Here is a 16,345-nt window from a genome sequence, read left to right as displayed (position 1 = left end):
TTTCTCCGGTTAGGTATAAAAGAAATCGACGGGATGTGAATGAACCTCCGGCAGAATGAATATGATTTTATTAATCGATTCTGACGGAGGTTTTTTGTGGCTCTTATTATTTTTCTCTCCAACTGCCTCGTCCCTCTCATTATATTCTACATTACCGGCTTTGGTATTCTTTCAAAACGTCCTGTATTTGATGATTTCCTGAAGGGTGCGCGCGATGGCCTGAAGACAGTTGTTAAAATCCTGCCCACGCTTATTGGCCTGATGACGGCGACCGGCGTACTCCGCGCTTCTGGATTTCTGGATTTTTTAAGCGGTCTTCTGAAAACGCCGGCATCTGTTCTCCATCTCCCATCTCCTCTCGTTCCGGTGCTGATCGTCCGCCTGATTTCCAATTCAGCTGCAATCGGCCTGGTTTTAGACATTTTCAAGGAATATGGAACCGACTCTTCCGTCGGCATGATGGCCTCTGTTCTGATGAGCTGTACGGAAACTGTATTCTACTGCATCAGTATCTATTTCGGCACGGTTAAAATCACGAAAACGCGCTATACACTTGCTGGCGCTCTTGCTGCAACAGCTGCAGGCGTTATTGCGAGTATTCTTCTTACTTCATAAAAACAAAGGAGAATCCTGATTATTCATTCACCGCAAAAGGTTCCCTGCCGGCCGCGCCCATGACTTTTTTTAATTTTTCGACAGAAATTTTATGTGGAATGTAAGAATTTTCTAAGGATTTAGGAGGTTGTGCTGTCCGGGAAAATCATGTATAATCAGTAAGAAGCTTTTATAGTTGAGGAGCGAAAGGTAATCAAGTGGATACGTACGAAACGTTAAATGAAGTATTGGTAAGCCTGTTCCGTGATATTATGGATCTGGAACAGAAGGCAATCATTACCCCTGAATTCAGGGATATTACCAACAATGACATGCACGTAATTCATGCAATCGGAATGGATGAACCGAAAAATATGTCCACCATTGCCAGAGAATTATCTGTCACTGTAGGAACCCTTACAATTGCCATGAACAGCCTTGTCAAAAAGGGATATGTAGTGCGCAACCGCGGACAGGAAGACCGCCGTGTTGTGTATATTTCTCTTTCAGAAAAAGGCCGCAGAGCATATGAACACCATGCACGTTTTCACCGGGAAATGATTGACAGTGTCCGGAGTACCTTGAATCCTGACGAAATGGAAGCTTTGGTGAAGGCCCTGAAACATTTGAATTATTGGTTCAGAAGTTTTCAGGAAAACGAATAAGGAGGCTATTTACAATTATGAAAAAATTTGCTATGTGTTTATTAAGCGCCATGACGGTATTATCTCTGGCCGCTTGTACACCTACACCGGAAAAGCAGGCAGAGACTGCTGAAACATTCGAAACAGAAGCGCCCGGAGGAGTAGAGGACAAGGTTCCTGATCCAAATGCCCCTGCATTATCCGCAATTTCCGTTTATACTATAAACGAAGATAAGACAGGCCTTACACAGGAAATGGACGGAGTAGAGACGTTAGACGCTCAGTCAGTCCTTGCGAAACTGATCGAATACGGCGTTCTTCCTGATGATACCCTTGTTTTGGGATTCAACATACCAGGAGAGACGGGAGAAACAGCCGAGGCTGAAGCCGATTCAGAAAGCGCTGAGGCTGAGAGCAGCGAAGCAGAGAACACTGAAACAGAAAGCGGCGATATGTTTGCCGATACGCCAAGCATTGAACTGGCTGTATTAAACATTTCCCAGCTTCCGGAAGAAAACAGGGATCTGGTGATCGCTTCTGTCGGCAACACCTTTACAGAAAATTTCAATATCGATACGTTAAAGATTCAGGTTATGGATGAAGATATCGATGAAGTTTCCTATATCGACAGCTATAAGAAGATTAAATAAGAAGACTAGATAAGCAAATTTATAAAGAGGATGTTGTAAAAAGGAATAAAGCATTGCCACTGATACCAGATGGAGTGACTTGGCCACTGCCTGGAACGGAATCTGGTATCAGTGGCATAGCTAATTCGACATTTTGCAACAGCCTCTTTTTAATATCAAAAAATTTATATTACAGGAATTTATCCCTGTCACAGACAGTATCTTCCAGTCAGGACAGCATGCCGCGACCGGTCATTTCTATCATTCAGGTAATCGGAGAACCATCACTTATAAAGCGGCCCATATGCTGCGCAGGCGCGGTAATCCTGGCCTTCTTTATCCATACCATACGCATTCCAGCAGGCCGGGCGGAAGATTTTCTCCTCCGGTACATTATGCATACATACCGGAATACGAAGCATGGAACACAGCGTAATGACGTCTGCGCCTACATGACCGTAACTGATCGCGCCGTGGTTGGCCCCCCAGTTATTCATCACATCATATGCCGTCTTAAACGGACCTTTTCCATTTACAATCGGAGCAAACCATGTACACGGCCATGTATAGTCCGTCCTTTTCCAGATATGATCCGAAACCTCATCCGGAAGTTCAACTGTATAGCCTCTGCAATCTGCATCACGGGTCCCACGCCTTTTACAATGTTCAGGCGAATCATCGTGGCAGGCATCTCCGCTTTTGTAAGAAAGCGGGAAGAGTAACCGCCTCCGCGGAAGTAACCCAAATCTGCCTCACACCACTCTGTAGCCTGTAAGCAGGCCTCAATATCTTTATCTGTCATCTCCCAGAAAGGCTTTATCACGCTGCTGCCGCTGCCGTCCCTGACTTCTCCGCAGGCATCGATACAGCAGGCGCCTGAATTGATCAGATGAATAAAGCCCTGTGCTTCACCAGCTTTTCCCTTCAGCTCATATCCAGTTGCTCTTTTTACGGATTCCGAAGACCAGCATGTTCTTACATCAGCAAACATTTGAGCGCGGTTGGTGAGAAGCTTCAGCAAAAGCATGCTGATTCCGTTCAGTGTATCATTTTCCGTCGCGAGTATATACGGTTCTCTGGCGCCGTTCCAGTCAAAGGATGTATTGAGTATGGCCTCTGCGAAATCTGTATTCGGGAAGTAATCCGTCCACTGCCTCTGACCCTGGAAACCGGCCGCCAGAGCATTGTGTCCCAGGCTCTCTTCTTCTCTTCCCTTTTCAAGCCTGGAATTTCCATTCATCAGGTCCTTGATAATGCAGGCACATTTTACGGAGAATTCCCAGTCCTTTGCCTTCTCCTCTTCGGACTTACGGGCGTACTCCGGGTTTTTGTCAAAACCGGTTCTGCAGTGTTCTTTCGTCCAGGCAAGTGCTTTTTCATATTCTTCTTTATCATAGATTCCCTGCTGGATTCTGCGCAGCACTTCTACTTCATCCACAGATTCCACCCGCATTCCCAGATATTCTTCAAAGAAATCAGGATCAATGCTGGAGCCTGAGATACCCATACAGGTTGCTCCAATCTGGAGATAAGAGGTCCCCCGCATCGTCGCTGCTGCTACTGCGCCCTTAATAAATCGCAGTATTTTCTCCTGTACGTCTTCCGGAATATTTTCGTCGTCCTTCTCCTGAACCTCTTTCCCATAGATTCCAAATGCAGGAACCCCTTTCCTGGCATGTGCCGCCAGAACGGAGGCCAGATAAACTGCGCCTGGACGTTCTGTTGCGTTCAGTCCCCAAACGGCCTTAATTGTGGTCGGATCCATGTCCATCGTCTCGGATCCATAGCACCAGCAAGGCGTTACGGACAGGGTAATACTTACCCCTTCTTTCTTGAACTGCTTTGCACACGCAGCTGCCTCAGCCACACGTCCGATGCTGCCGTCTGCAATCACAACCTTTACCGGCTCTCCGTTCGTATAGCGCACGCTGTTCCTGATCAGCTCAGCCGCGGCCTTGGCCATACTCAAGGTCTGCTCTTCCAGAGATCCTCTTACGTCAAGAATCCCCTGTCTGGCGTCGATAATCGGTCTGATGCCGACTACCGGATAGTCTCCAATTAATCTGCTTTCTGCCATAATTTTCTTTTCTCCCTTCTGCCTGAATGCAAGGCATCCGTCTTATTTCCAAAGATCCGTTCTGATTTTTACAACTACTTTTTTATATTCTGACGGCCGTTCCATATGTACGCACGGTTTATGCCCGTCCTGAGGAAATACGAGATAGAACATCCCCGGCTCGATGACTGCAGGCATTCCTGTGCCCTTAAAAAACACGATATCCTTTTTCTCATCATATGGAGTTTCCTGTATGAGATCTTCTGTATTCTTCCATTCCATGATTTCCTGTCCGCTGACCACGTACTGAAGGTCAATATAATCGTGATGAGCTTCCAGGCTCCCCTCTTCAGACGGCTTCGTAATGCCCTTCTGGACCATGGCATACAGATCGCCGCACTCGTATCGGCCGGGATCATTTCCCTTGATCTTCTCGGCAAAATCAAAAACTGTTTTCAGCAGCGGCCTGTCTTCTTCATACCAGCTTCTGTTTCTTATAAAATCAATTATCATTACAGCTCCTGTTCTTTCCAAATATCTTTTTGAGAACCGGCGCATACATCGGAGACGCCAGAGACAACACAGATATCAGGATGAAAATACAGCAGATCGGCCTTGTAAAGAATATCGAGAAGCTTCCGCCGCTCATGATGAGGGAACCGCTGAAATTCTGCTCTGCTGTTCCTCCAAGGATAATTCCCAATATAATGGCCGACATGGAAAACTGGGTCTTATTGAGAAAATATCCGAGAAATCCAAAGAACACCATCACGTATACATCCATCATCGAGTGATTGTATGAATATGTTCCTACAAAAGTCATGATAAAAATAACAGGAATCAGGATTTCCTTAGGAACATTGATCACTTTGGAGAACACCCGGATCAGTGAAAAACCAAACAGCCCCATTACAAGATTCGCTGCCAGAAGTCCGATAAAGATCGTATACACCTGTACCGGCTGATTCGTAAACAGAAGCGGTCCCGGCGCAATTCCCTGAACCATCAAAGCGCCCAGCAAAATAGCAGTTGCTCCGTCTCCCGGAATTCCCAGCGTCAGCATGGGGATCATTGCACCGCCGGATACGGCGTTATTTCCTGATTCGCATGCCACGATTCCTTCCGGTTCGCCGTTTCCGAAGTTATCCTTATGTTTTGACCATTTCTTCGCCTGGTCATAGCAGATGAAGGAAGAAATATCACCGCCTGTACCAGGAATACAGCCGATAAACGTACCAATCAATGACGAGCGGAGGAGCGTTACCGCAACTCGTTTTATATCGCTGAGAGTTGGCAGTACTTTCGTAATCTTTACATTTTTCTTTTCGTACTGCTCCCCATAACAGCTTTCCACTGTAGAGAGCACCTGAGAAAAGGCGAAAAGGCCGATCAGAATCGGAATAAAGGAGATTCCCCCCAGCAGATAGGTAGAGCCGAAAGTAAAGCGCATTTTTCCGGTCATCGCGTCAATGCCGATCGTAGCGATAAACAGTCCGATTACACCGCCCATCAGTCCCTTTAATATGGAACCGGAAGAAACGCTTGTTATAATACTGATCCCGAACAATGCCAGTGCAAAATATTCCGCTTTCGAAAACGTCAGAGCCACTTTCGCCAGCTGAGGCGCAAATATCATCAGGCAGATTGCGCTGAACACGCCTCCGAATGTACTGGCCATTGTGGAAAGTCCCAACGCCCGGCCGGGCTGGCCCATCTTATTCGCCATGGGATAGCCGTCCAGCGTCGTTGCCGCTGAAGCCGGTGTACCCGGTGTATTTAAAAGAATCGCTGAAATACTTCCCCCATATATTGCTCCGCAGTATACGCCCAGGAGCATGATGATTCCCGTAACTCCGTCAAAGGAAAACGTAAGCGGATACAAAAGTGCGATTCCCATGTTCACAGATAATCCCGGCATTGCGCCGATCAGAATTCCGGCCCCCGTTCCTGCCAGAAGCAGGAGAATCGCCATAGGGGTAAATGCGCTGCTGAGAGCTGCCAAAATATTACTTAACATATACGTTCCTCCTGCCTATATCCATATCGGCTCCGGAAGTCTTGTCCCCAGAATCAGACCAAATATAACAAAAATTCCAAGCAAGGTTCCTGCCGTCACTGCCGCCATTTTTTTACCATTGCGCTCTCCCACAACGGTCATAACCGTGGGGATCAATACAGCTGCCGAAAGGTACATTCCAGCAGTCTCAGCAATAATACAATAGACTGCGAAAATCCCCATAAGAATGTAAACTCTCATATTAGCCGGAAGAGCCAGCGCAACTTCCATCTCTTCATATTTCTTTCTGTTAAATACTGTCATGCAGAGCAGGCATACGGCTGCTGCCAGTAAAATACCTCCCATAATCGCCGGCCAGGTACCGGCCCTGATTCCGCCTTTTGCTTTAAACCCAATGCCAAGTTTGGCGGCCGCCAGTAAAATACCGCCTCCCAGCAGTGCAGCTACAACGGAAATTACGTAATTGCACTTCTTCATATTTGTCATGTACATACCTCTTCCTGCAGCCGGGGCCGACCGACATCTCCATCAGCCCCTTTCCTGCCTCTAATCAATGACACGTCTGAATATTAATAACAGTTCTGACAGCGTCTCTTCTTGACCGAAGAAGCCGGTCAAGAATACTATTCTTCAAAATCAATGGTTTCAAATACTTCTTTGTACATCTCATAGTCATCGGCCATGATCTTATCTGCCTCTTCGCCGATGTAGCATACAGGATCAATACCCTGGGATTTGAAATACTCCTTGCACTCATCTGATTCCAGAGCAGCCTTTGCCGCCGTACGCAGTGTCTGTAAGTCTTCTTCATTCATGCCTTTTGGAGCTACAAGAGCTGCCCATGCACGTACTACCAGATCGTGTCCCTCTTCTGTAAATGTAGGCACATCAGGGAGAAGGCTTGTTCGTTCTGCAGCCATTACGCCAAGACACTTTAAGGTTCCTGCATCGATCTGAGTCATAAAGCTGGACGGATCTGCCAGCGTAGCATCGATATGACCGCCTGTTAACGCTGCTGCAATATCTGCCGTTCCGTTCGGATACGGGATATGGGTTACGGCTACATCATAATCCTGTTCAAATAAATAGGTAGCGATGTCCCATATTGCGCCGCTGCCGGAATTTCCAACCTGTACCGTTTCCGGGTTCTCTTTGCAGTAGGATACAAATTCATCAATGGTATTATATGGTGCATCCGCCTGTACGATTAAAGCAGCAGGCGCCGCGATCGGCATTGCGATGGCATCGTATTTTTCATATGTAAGGTCTGTCTTACCCTGGAAGCAGAACATATCCAGCTCTACGGTAACGGTTCCCAGAGTATAACCATCCGCTTTTGCCTCGGCTGTTGTTACCATTCCCGTAATACCGCCGCCGTCGGAGTTATTTGTTACATTGAACTTCGCCCCGTCCATGTTCTTTTCCATATAAGTCAGCAGTCCTCGTGTGGACGTATCGGTTCCGCCTCCTGCTGCTTTTGGTACAATTACCTCAACATCTTTACTTGGATACTTTCCGCTGCCGCCGGCTCCACATCCTGCCAGTACTGTCATTGCCATTGCTGCACATACTACGGTTGAAACGATTCTCTTAATCATGATTTCCCTCCATATTTTACAAATATTTTTTTTCCAGTTTTCCAGTAATTTTATTTAATACGTTCATTTCCTTCTGAAACGTTTCCGTCAGAAGCTGATTGCTCTTTGTTCTTGTTACGGTCGTCATAGTAACGCCCTGATTCTGCAGATAGTACTTCGCGTTGACCGGATAACACTGATATTCGATTAAAGCGCATAAGGTCAGCATATCGGACAGGTCTTCCATTTCTTCTTTCTGAAATTCCGCCGTCAGTTTGTCGTACAGCCTGCACTGCATATTCGCCATTACACCGCTGTAACCTGCTGCTCCCAGCCTCAATGATTCTAAAAGAGTAGCCGTATTCGCATTATAAAGCTTCAGGTTCGTTCCCTTGCAGATTTCAAGTTTTTCAGCAATATTATGAATATCACAACTGGTATCCTTTAAGAAATAAAAGCGGTTTGTTTCAGCACACCACTGTACGGTCTTTCTGCTCATCACCCGTTTATAAGGATAGGGGCACTCATAAAATCCCAGCTTAACGTCCTCCGGAAGCTGTCCGAGCAGTTCCTTCAGATTGGAAATCCATACTTCATCACTTTCCTCCTGTTTTGCCAGGCGGTTTGTGATCAGAATCACCGCGTCCACTCCTGTGGCGGCTACAGCCTTCAGCTCTTCCACCTGATCCTCCATGGAATCTGAAATATGGCCTGATGCAATTACAGGTACTCTACCCTTTGCCTTCTCTTTCACAAATCCTGCAATTTTCACCCTCTCTTCTAACGAGAGGAAAAACATCTCACTGGACTGGCATACGGCAAAAAGTCCGGAAACTCCATTCTCTATATACCACTCTACCAGCCTTTCCAGTGCCGGATAATCCACCTGATTATCCTCTGTAAACGGGGTCAGCATAACCGGCCAGACCCCTCCCGGGAAATGATTTTCCATCATGCTCCTTGTATCTCCTTTCGATTGAACTGCCAAAATGCAATTGATTTTCTGTCATAAGTATAAGTCACATAAATCTGCTCTTCTTTTGCAGCAATGGACGGATAAGAATATTCTCCTTCCCCATCCTCCAGAACCGCCTCCTGTTTCCATGTATTCCCATTGTCTGCCGATGTCATCAGCACGAGCGGTGTCCGTGGTCCCCAGTTTTCTCCTACTGGATTCATACAGAGAACCAGCAGTCCGTCCGGGCACTTTACCACATCAATTCCGCTGTTGTTATTTGGAAGTCCTGTATCATAAGCTTTTCCCCAAGTTCTGCCGTAATCCATGGAATCCGCACGGTATATGTTTCCTTCACTGCTTCGCAGCAACATGTGCACCTGTCCTGCTTCCGACTCCCAGAGTGTCGGCTGAATCACGCCTCTTCCGAAGAATGACTGTTCCGACACTTCAATTCCGCTGTCCCTTGCCGTGTGTTCTCCATGATATTCCACATCTATCATAACTGGATTGCTTAAAGTCCAGGTTTTCCCTTTGTCCTCCGACCGATCCGCATACGCTGTCCAGATACCTGATTCCTTAGATGTACCTGCGAGCATGCTCCCGTCTGAAAGTAAAATGATCTTACACCTTACCGGGCCTCTGCCACCCCGGTCTCCTTTTACCAGCTCCTCTGCCTGACCGAACGTTTTCCCTCCGTCTTCAGACCGCCTGATCTTCGTAAACCATCTGCTGATTTCCCGCCCTGTCTTATAGAACAGAAGCAATTCTCCATCCGGATCCTGATATAATACAGGATTCCAGTGAGGTTCCTCTATGTCATGAGCCAGTTTCTCCGGCCTTGTCCAATGGTCATTTTCCTTTCTTACGCCCCATATGGCCACGTCATCGCTTCCTTCTTTACTCCCTGCAAACCATACAGCCATCAGCCGCCGTCAGGCAATGCACAGATGTTAGAAGCGTGGCAGATTGTAAATGCTCTGCCATCCTCCGCAAAAAGAAGCTCTTTTTTTCCTTCTGTCAGATATTCTCCCATACGCTTACCTCTCAAATCCTCGTTTCTATAATCCTGATATTCTCTGTTAACAGCTGATATAATTCCTCGATCCGCTCGTCTGTGAAACGGAGGGACGGACCGCTGATACTGATCGCGGCGCAAACGCTTCCATCCTTATTAAATACGGGAACTCCAATACACTTAATACCGTATTCATGTTCCATCTGGTCAACAGCGTAACCCTGATACCTGATTTTTTCCAGTTCTGCTTTTAATTGTTCTTCTGATGTAATGGTCTGTTGTGTATATGCCTCAAATGGCCCTTTACAATATGTATCCTGTTCCGGTTCGGGAAGAAATGCCATCATGGCTTTGCCGATTCCGGTACAATACATCTTCGCCCTTTCTCCAAGCAGAGAACGCATCATGCTCATTTCTCCTGCCGGGTACATGGCCTCCAAATAGACGACTTCATCCCCATGGGGGATTCCCAGATAAACCTTTTCTCTCGTATAGTTTGCCATTTCCTGCATATAGGGAACAGCAACTTTCGTAATAGAGAAACTGTCTCCCAAGGCTCTGCTCAAAGTAAAAATACCCAATCCCAGTTTATATTTCCCTGTCTCTTCGTCCTGTTCCAGATATCCCATTGTCTCATAGGTAGAAAGAATATTATGTACATTACTTTTATACAGGCCGAGCATCTGGCTGATTTCCGTCACTCCAAGTTTCGGTTTTACTGTAAAGCAGTTTAATACCTTAATCGCTTTTTCCAGGCTGCTGACCTTTGTTCCCTGTGATTTTTTCTCCAAATCTTTCTGATTCATAGATATATTCCATTTTCCTGTTCTCTATTATAGAACATCATTCTCTCTTTTTGATAAACAAAGTATACTATACTTATCTCTGCTTTGCTTTCAAAATCATTTACAGTACGATTTTATACTTTTTACTTGTAATATCCAAAAATATATGGAATAATGACATTAAAAGGACTGAGTTCAGAACGCATCGGAAAGTGAGCATACCTATGAACGAAATATTTGACCATTTTTCCTGGACCAAACAGAATAAAACCATAACGAAAGACAAGCATCACGTCCCTGCCCTGGGGAACTTCACCTACTGGAATTTCACCGCTTCCCCTTCTCCTTCCCCGTTGCATTATCACTCCGACATCATTGAGATCCACTGTATGATTAAAGGACAGCGATATTCCCAGGTGGAAGACGGCGGCCAGCTGAAGCACTTTACATACACGGGAAATGAGGCCTTTTTGACATTTCCTTTTGAACTTCATGGAAATGGCAGCCAGCCTCAGCTTCCATGTGAATTCTACGCTTTTCAGATCATTACAAAAGATCCGAATCACATGCTTGGGCTTAATGAAGAATACAGCCGGTCTCTCTGTCAGATTCTGCTTAGCCTGAAATACCGTCATTTCAAGCTGGGAATGACTCATATCCAGTATCTCCGCTCGGCTTTTAACTTTTTCTCCGATATGACTCCCGGCTCCATTCAGATCGGAACCCAATTTTTGACCTGTTTTCTGTTCAGCCTACAGTTTCTAACACCGATTCAGAATAATGACATCCTGACAATTGACAACAGAATTTATCAAGCCATCTCGTACCTAAATAAGAATATCAGCGAACCCCTCCAGCTGGAAGATCTGGCCGCTGTCTCCGGATACTCTCTCTCACGGTTTAAAGTCAAATTCAAGCAGGAAGTCGGTATCACGCCTGCAGAATACATTACGCTTCAAAAGCTGGAGTACGCCAAAAGAGAGCTGGCCGAAACAGACGTAAGCATTACCGATTTGGCTTATTCCCTCGGTTTTTCCTCCAGCAATTACTTCAGCTCCGTATTCAAAAAATTCCTGGACTGCACCCCTAAAGATTACCGGAAGCAGCGCCGTCCCGCCGAAACGTAAAATAGTCTAAAAAAGAGCGCCGTCCCTGACATTGAAATCAATACGATTTCATGTCAGGGACGGCACTCCTTTAAACAACAGGATACCTCCTGATTAAATATACTCTTCATTTCTTTGTCATTTCTTTTCATATGAATCAAAATCGAATATCAGCAGCCCTACATGCCTTTTAGCCAAACTCCCTGCCAACCGCTCATCGGCCTGCTCAATCGCCGTAAAAATCTGCTGATGTTCTTCCCGCATACGTTTCCGTTTGCTGGCGCTGAACTCCCATAAGCTGTTGCTGGAAAGGCTGGATACCGAAAAGTGATTGATACGGTTCCTGTCGTTGACGATCTGCATATATGCTTTAAGGAGATACTGATTTTTAGATGCCTGATATATCATATGATGAAATTTGTGGTCTGCGTCCATAAAAGCCTGCGGGTCTTCCGTATCGCCTTCTAAAAGGTATTCATGCAGCCTCTCCAAGTCGTCTTTCGTCCTCCGGGCAGCGCTAAAGGACGCGGCAATGGGATCTACATAACGCCGGAATTCGTGGAGCTGTGTATATTGCGCTCTTGTAATAACCGTAACCCGCAGATTCCGCCCCTTACGCTCTGCCAAGTTTTCCTGGTGAAGCACATCTAAAGCATTACGGATCGTGGTCCGGCTGACGCCAAACCTTTCAGATAAATCCACTTCTTTTAAAAGAGCTCCCGGCTCCAGATCGCAGTTAATGATCTTTTCCCATAAAATATCGTGTATAACCGTATGAGCAGGCAGAAACGGATTTTCCTTCTGCTTGTTTTTAGCAAGCTCCTTCCAGTCCTCAGTCTCCATTCCCATTTACCATTCCCCTTTTTATCAGCATAAAGAAGCCGCAGTATTATTCATCCTACACCATAATTATAACAACGGAAAGAGGAATTGCAAATATATTATTTTAAAACCGCCAGGACTCCACCGCAGAAGTATTTAAAAGGCGTAAAATTAAATAATATATCCGACCCTCCCAGAGTAGCCAAAGTGTCCTCATTAGCTGCTTCTACAGAAGCGGCGCTTTCCGCACTTTTTGTGGCCTTTTTCAACGGTCCAATTTCAGGAATCAGTCCGTAAGCGAACAGACCTGCCGTTATAATCGATATGATGGCAAAAAACTGAAAGGGAATATTGTCTTTCATTTAAAACAATTGAGCAGATGGATGTATCTAAATACACACATTTGAAAACAACAGCTATTATGGAGACATAGAAAGAAGACAACAGAGATGAGCAGATCGGCCACCGTATTATACGCGCCATAAATACCACGAAACAATTTATGAAACTATAAAGGAGGAGATTAAAATCAAACAGATCAGACATTTAAAAGACATGCCGACGAAACACTATGACCATAACTGCGGCGGGAAACTTTATGTAGATGCCGTACGCTTTCTGGAGGCGGATGAGACCATGCATGCCGGTTCTTTTTGGGGACGCGTAACTATGGTTCCCGGTTCCAGTATTGGATACCACGAACAGAATTGTAACCCTGCGGGAGATTTGGAGCTATATTACATAATTGAAGGCAGCCTTCTGGCAAATCTCAACAGTGAAGAATCTCTGCTTGGGCCTGGTGACATCATGGTCTGTTATAATGGGGATTGGAACGGAATGGAAAACATCGGGGATACCGATGCCACTATTTTAGCAATGATATTCTGCAGTCCCTGTCCTTGTGTTGAACGCCGCAAGGGTATGATAAAACACCTGAAGGATATGCCGACAAAACATTATGACCATAATTGCGGCGGAGAGCTGTATTTGGACTCTTTCATTTTTTTAAGCGAGGAAGAAGCCCTGCACGCCGGTTCCTATTTCGGCCGTGTTACATGGATTCCCGGAGCCACTATGGGGTATCACGAACAGAATTGTAACCCATCCGGGGATTTCGAACTGTTTTATATGGTTGAGGGCAATATGATTGCCCATATGGATGGTCAAAAAGAATTACTAGGCCCCGGCGATATCATGCTCTGTCCAAACGGCACCTGGAACGGCTTAGACAATGTTTCTGACAAAAATGCCATCGCATTGGTCATGATATTCCGAGGGCGGAATTAGAGCGACCGAGTGCCCCGCCCGTTCCTGCTTTGAGGTAGGCGCTCTGCCTAAGGCGCTCTTGTTGAAGTGGAAGCAATTGCCGTCAAACGTTAATACATCCTCTTTTTTCACTTTCATCTCCATTTCTGTTCCTATCGCTTGAACTTATAAAAAATCTGTTTATAATTAACATATAAAGCTTTGGACAACCATTATCTGAACCGAGTGGAGAGACTTATGACTACTACCCAATACCGTAATTTTGTCACTGTTGCAGAGTGCAGGAGCATCACAGGGGCCGCCAAAGAACTGATGATCGCCCAGCCTGCTCTTACAAACCAAATCAAACGGATCGAGCAGGAGTTCGGCGCTCCTCTCTTTATCCGCTATCCCCGCAGCGTCGAACTTACCGAAGCCGGCAGAGCTCTCTATCAGGCGGCAAAAAGCATCCTGCAGATCGAAGACAATGCCAGCATCGAAATAGCGAACCTCTCCAGCGGCGACGGGGGAACGCTGCGCATTGGAATCACGCTGTTTATGCCGGATCCCTTCTTCCAGAAGCTGCTGCATCTTTACTACAGACAGTATCCCGACGTGTCTGTATCCCTGTATGAGGAAAATGCTGACGAACTTCTGGGCAAGCTGGAGGACGGAGTCATTGAACTGGCTATCATTACCTCGCCACGGCAGCCGCCGCCTGAGTTTCGAGTTATCGCCTCCAATGACAATTACTTATTTGCCTGCCATTCCTATAACAGCCCTTTTCTCACCGACAAGAAAGACGGCGAGGCGATCTCTCTTTCAGATTTGAAGGGAATACCTATTAGCGCTCCCCGGATACTTTATCCCTACATTGGAGAGTGCTGCCGCAGCCTGGGATTCTCTCCCATCTGGAAAGCCATCAGTGATTCCAGGCACGCTACGCTGCAACTGGCGGAGCACGGCAGCATGGTTGCAGTTCTCGCCAAATGGGAGGGTCAGGAGAAGTCTCATCTCATCTGCCATCAGGTATCCAACGATGATCTCTCTATCAAGCGGTATTTTGTGGTGCTTGAAGGCCGGTCGTTATCCAGGACAACACAAAATTTTATACAAATATTGGATTCAGTCACACAGTAAAAAGCTAGGAAGCTCGAAACAGGCGCCCGCGATAAACGGAGCCTGTTTTTTTCTTACAGAAAACATCATCGTTTGCCATAACCTTTTTAATATGGATTTTGATTATTTTTTATATTTTTAAAATGCCAGCAATTCATATATGATAAAAATAACCAAAACGCTTTGCTAAATATCTATTTTTTTATCTCAATTGTCAATATCTCACTTTACAGATATGGCAATACACAAAAAAGGAGGGGTGTACTCCAGACCAAAAAGAAAAGAATGATAATCTTTCAAAAAAGAAGCGAGCCCTGAAACCGCAGATAACGCGGGAGAAACAAGAATAATGGAAAGGATAGGTAAAGAAACATGTCATTTATGAATTGCGAGAAACTATTAGAAGGCTTTGAGCCAAGTTTTGAATTTGTACCGCCTAAGGCGATACCGGAAGAGGAATTTCATTCCCGCATTGCACATATCCGCCGGGAGGCCACAATTGCAGAGCATGATGTAACCCTCATCAATGCAAATGGCACACTGAATTATCACACCACAAACAAGTATCTGAGATATGCCTGCGACTGGCCGCGGGAGGGTATCCTGATCATCCCCACGGACAGCAGAAAAGCCTCCGGCTTTTCTCCTTTTATACCCAGTCTGTGATCCTGCCTCCTTCCTGGGGCGAAGCAGTCGGAGTTGAGAAGCTTTATCAGGTTGGATGTCTGGGCCGTGAGTATTCCGGCCGCCCAAGTTCATCCGACGTAAAACTGATTGAAGGTGTAGCCAGAGCTTTAACGGATTTAGGTTACAGCGGGGCAAGCATCGGCGTGATGGGTGACGGTACATCCGCCAAGCACTGGAATGCTCTTCAGGCTATGCTGCCAAAAGCAAAATTTCAGAACGAGACCCATGTCATTCTGGATATGCAGAGGCTCAGGAGCAAAAGCGAAATCGACCAGATCCGGGCGTCCGCTCAATTAATGGACATCGGCTTTCAGGCTGCTTGCCACGCGTGCAGGGTCGGTGTTACCGACTATGAATTATATGCAGCTTTCACCTTTGCGCAGCTGGCCAGGGGCGGGGAGAACGCGGACGGCTATCAGATCGGCGTGAATAAATGGGGGACCACTGCGGGAAGGCATATGGCCACAGGATTACATCAGGGGACCTTATCAATTTCTACATCTCCGGTATATCCTACCGTGGATACTCCGCTCAGTCCGCCAGAATGATTGCAGTAGGCGAGATCACTCCAAAGCAGGAAGAGGTTCTTGAAGTATGTACAGAGGCCCTGCGCCGTGCAGAGAAAATGATTCGCCCCGGCGTTCCTCTCTGCGATATCAATAGAGCCGGATTTGCTCCATTCATTGAGAAAGGTTATCTGAATGACGACACGACTGCCACCATGCCTTACAACTGGGCCCCTAATGATGATCTTTCGGCTACGGAAATTCCGCTGCAGTATGTGGAAGATGTGGATTTGGAGCGTATGGGGCGGAAGTTAATGCATGTTTATCCGCCTGTAGTAGGCCCCCACAACCCAAATCTCGGTCACGGAGTCGGTATGCATGGCAATCCTGACAAGTTTAACGTCACGTCCCACAACACAGAGGTATGCCGTCCCGGACTGGCATTTGTACTTCATCCTCAATGGCTTGTCCCCATGGAGTCGGGAGCCAATATCGGCAACTGCTACGTCGTTACTGAGGATGGGTATGAGAATCTCACCTGTCATACGCCGATTGAAACGGTCCGCATAAAACCATAGGATAGGA

Annotated in this window: 18 protein-coding genes and 1 pseudogene; 9 read left to right on the top strand and 10 right to left on the bottom strand. The window is 46.3% G+C overall.

Translation table 11 applies throughout. The annotated features are described in order from the left end of the window. Positions 1-96 precede the first annotated feature (96 nt). The 3 genes from DXA13_RS02260 to DXA13_RS02250 all read left to right on the top strand — a co-directional run bounded on the left by DXA13_RS02260 (position 97) and on the right by DXA13_RS02250 (position 1,888). Positions 97-615 (top strand): nucleoside recognition domain-containing protein, encoded by a 519-nt coding sequence (locus DXA13_RS02260; RefSeq protein WP_118241637.1) that lies wholly within the window; start codon positions 97-99, stop codon positions 613-615. Positions 616-812: 197 nt separating this feature from the next. Continuing rightward, the gene (locus tag DXA13_RS02255) at positions 813-1,259 is read left to right on the top strand and encodes a MarR family transcriptional regulator (RefSeq protein ID WP_181995501.1); all 447 of its coding nucleotides are present in this window, start codon (positions 813-815) and stop codon (positions 1,257-1,259) included. 17 nt (positions 1,260-1,276) lie between these two features. After that, the gene (locus DXA13_RS02250) at positions 1,277-1,888 is read left to right on the top strand and encodes a hypothetical protein (protein WP_118241635.1); all 612 of its coding nucleotides are present in this window, start codon (positions 1,277-1,279) and stop codon (positions 1,886-1,888) included. Positions 1,889-2,151: 263 nt separating this feature from the next. Here the strand turns inward: DXA13_RS02250 and DXA13_RS02245 are convergent. From DXA13_RS02245 to DXA13_RS02210, 8 genes and pseudogenes are all read right to left on the bottom strand, one after another. After that, positions 2,152-3,944, bottom strand: a pseudogene (locus tag DXA13_RS02245) (L-fucose isomerase). A 42-nt stretch (positions 3,945-3,986) separates the two neighbouring features. Further along, positions 3,987-4,436: a YhcH/YjgK/YiaL family protein gene (locus tag DXA13_RS02240; protein ID WP_181995500.1), complete on the bottom strand. Its 450-nt coding sequence runs from the start codon at positions 4,434-4,436 to the stop codon at positions 3,987-3,989. Beyond that, on the bottom strand, positions 4,426-5,940 hold the full coding sequence (locus DXA13_RS02235) for a tripartite tricarboxylate transporter permease (RefSeq protein WP_181995499.1): 1,515 nt from the start codon (positions 5,938-5,940) through the stop codon (positions 4,426-4,428). The genes DXA13_RS02240 and DXA13_RS02235 overlap by 11 nt, the downstream gene beginning before the upstream one ends. Positions 5,941-5,955: 15 nt before the next feature. Continuing rightward, positions 5,956-6,426: a tripartite tricarboxylate transporter TctB family protein gene (locus tag DXA13_RS02230; protein WP_181995498.1), complete on the bottom strand. Its 471-nt coding sequence runs from the start codon at positions 6,424-6,426 to the stop codon at positions 5,956-5,958. 137 nt (positions 6,427-6,563) lie between these two features. Beyond that, on the bottom strand, positions 6,564-7,538 hold the full coding sequence (locus DXA13_RS02225) for a tripartite tricarboxylate transporter substrate binding protein (RefSeq protein WP_207662145.1): 975 nt from the start codon (positions 7,536-7,538) through the stop codon (positions 6,564-6,566). A 16-nt stretch (positions 7,539-7,554) separates the two neighbouring features. Further along, positions 7,555-8,472: a dihydrodipicolinate synthase family protein gene (locus tag DXA13_RS02220; protein ID WP_243008927.1), complete on the bottom strand. Its 918-nt coding sequence runs from the start codon at positions 8,470-8,472 to the stop codon at positions 7,555-7,557. Then, positions 8,469-9,398: a sialidase family protein gene (locus DXA13_RS02215; protein ID WP_207662144.1), complete on the bottom strand. Its 930-nt coding sequence runs from the start codon at positions 9,396-9,398 to the stop codon at positions 8,469-8,471. Before DXA13_RS02215 ends, DXA13_RS02220 begins: the two co-directional genes overlap by 4 nt. Positions 9,399-9,519: 121 nt before the next feature. Next, positions 9,520-10,296 carry an IclR family transcriptional regulator gene (locus tag DXA13_RS02210; protein WP_118241629.1) on the bottom strand — a complete coding sequence of 259 codons (777 nt, stop codon included), beginning with the start codon at positions 10,294-10,296 and terminating at the stop codon, positions 9,520-9,522. Positions 10,297-10,499: 203 nt separating this feature from the next. On the opposite strand from DXA13_RS02210, the gene DXA13_RS02205 reads away from it, so the two are divergent. Continuing rightward, a complete protein-coding gene (locus DXA13_RS02205) occupies positions 10,500-11,402 on the top strand; it encodes an AraC family transcriptional regulator (RefSeq protein ID WP_118241627.1) in 903 nt (300 codons plus the stop codon). 117 nt (positions 11,403-11,519) lie between these two features. Here the strand turns inward: DXA13_RS02205 and DXA13_RS02200 are convergent, their stop codons facing one another. Next, positions 11,520-12,230, bottom strand: a complete 711-nt coding sequence (locus DXA13_RS02200; RefSeq protein ID WP_118241625.1) for a GntR family transcriptional regulator — start codon at positions 12,228-12,230, stop codon at positions 11,520-11,522. 92 nt (positions 12,231-12,322) lie between these two features. After that, positions 12,323-12,565, bottom strand: coding sequence for a hypothetical protein (locus DXA13_RS02195; protein WP_118241623.1), 243 nt, complete (start codon positions 12,563-12,565; stop codon positions 12,323-12,325). A 193-nt stretch (positions 12,566-12,758) separates the two neighbouring features. On the opposite strand from DXA13_RS02195, the gene DXA13_RS02190 reads away from it, so the two are divergent. The 5 genes from DXA13_RS02190 (at position 12,759) to DXA13_RS21225 (ending at position 16,338) form a co-directional block, all read left to right on the top strand. Then, positions 12,759-13,490 (top strand): cupin domain-containing protein, encoded by a 732-nt coding sequence (locus DXA13_RS02190; protein WP_118241620.1) that lies wholly within the window; start codon positions 12,759-12,761, stop codon positions 13,488-13,490. A 216-nt stretch (positions 13,491-13,706) separates the two neighbouring features. Further along, a complete protein-coding gene (locus tag DXA13_RS02185; protein ID WP_118241619.1) occupies positions 13,707-14,588 on the top strand; it encodes a LysR family transcriptional regulator in 882 nt (293 codons plus the stop codon). A gap of 351 nt (positions 14,589-14,939) precedes the next feature. Further along, a complete protein-coding gene (locus DXA13_RS21235; RefSeq protein ID WP_207662143.1) occupies positions 14,940-15,233 on the top strand; it encodes a hypothetical protein in 294 nt (97 codons plus the stop codon). Beyond that, positions 15,230-15,802: a hypothetical protein gene (locus DXA13_RS21230; RefSeq protein WP_207662142.1), complete on the top strand. Its 573-nt coding sequence runs from the start codon at positions 15,230-15,232 to the stop codon at positions 15,800-15,802. Before DXA13_RS21235 ends, DXA13_RS21230 begins: the two co-directional genes overlap by 4 nt. Then, positions 15,688-16,338: a M24 family metallopeptidase gene (locus DXA13_RS21225; RefSeq protein WP_207662141.1), complete on the top strand. Its 651-nt coding sequence runs from the start codon at positions 15,688-15,690 to the stop codon at positions 16,336-16,338. Before DXA13_RS21230 ends, DXA13_RS21225 begins: the two co-directional genes overlap by 115 nt. Positions 16,339-16,345 lie beyond the last annotated feature (7 nt).

It is taken from the genome of Clostridium sp. AM58-1XD, assembly GCF_003464085.1.
Lineage (GTDB): Bacteria > Bacillota > Clostridia > Lachnospirales > Lachnospiraceae > Lachnoclostridium_A.
This window is presented reverse-complemented; position numbering and strand designations above follow the sequence as displayed.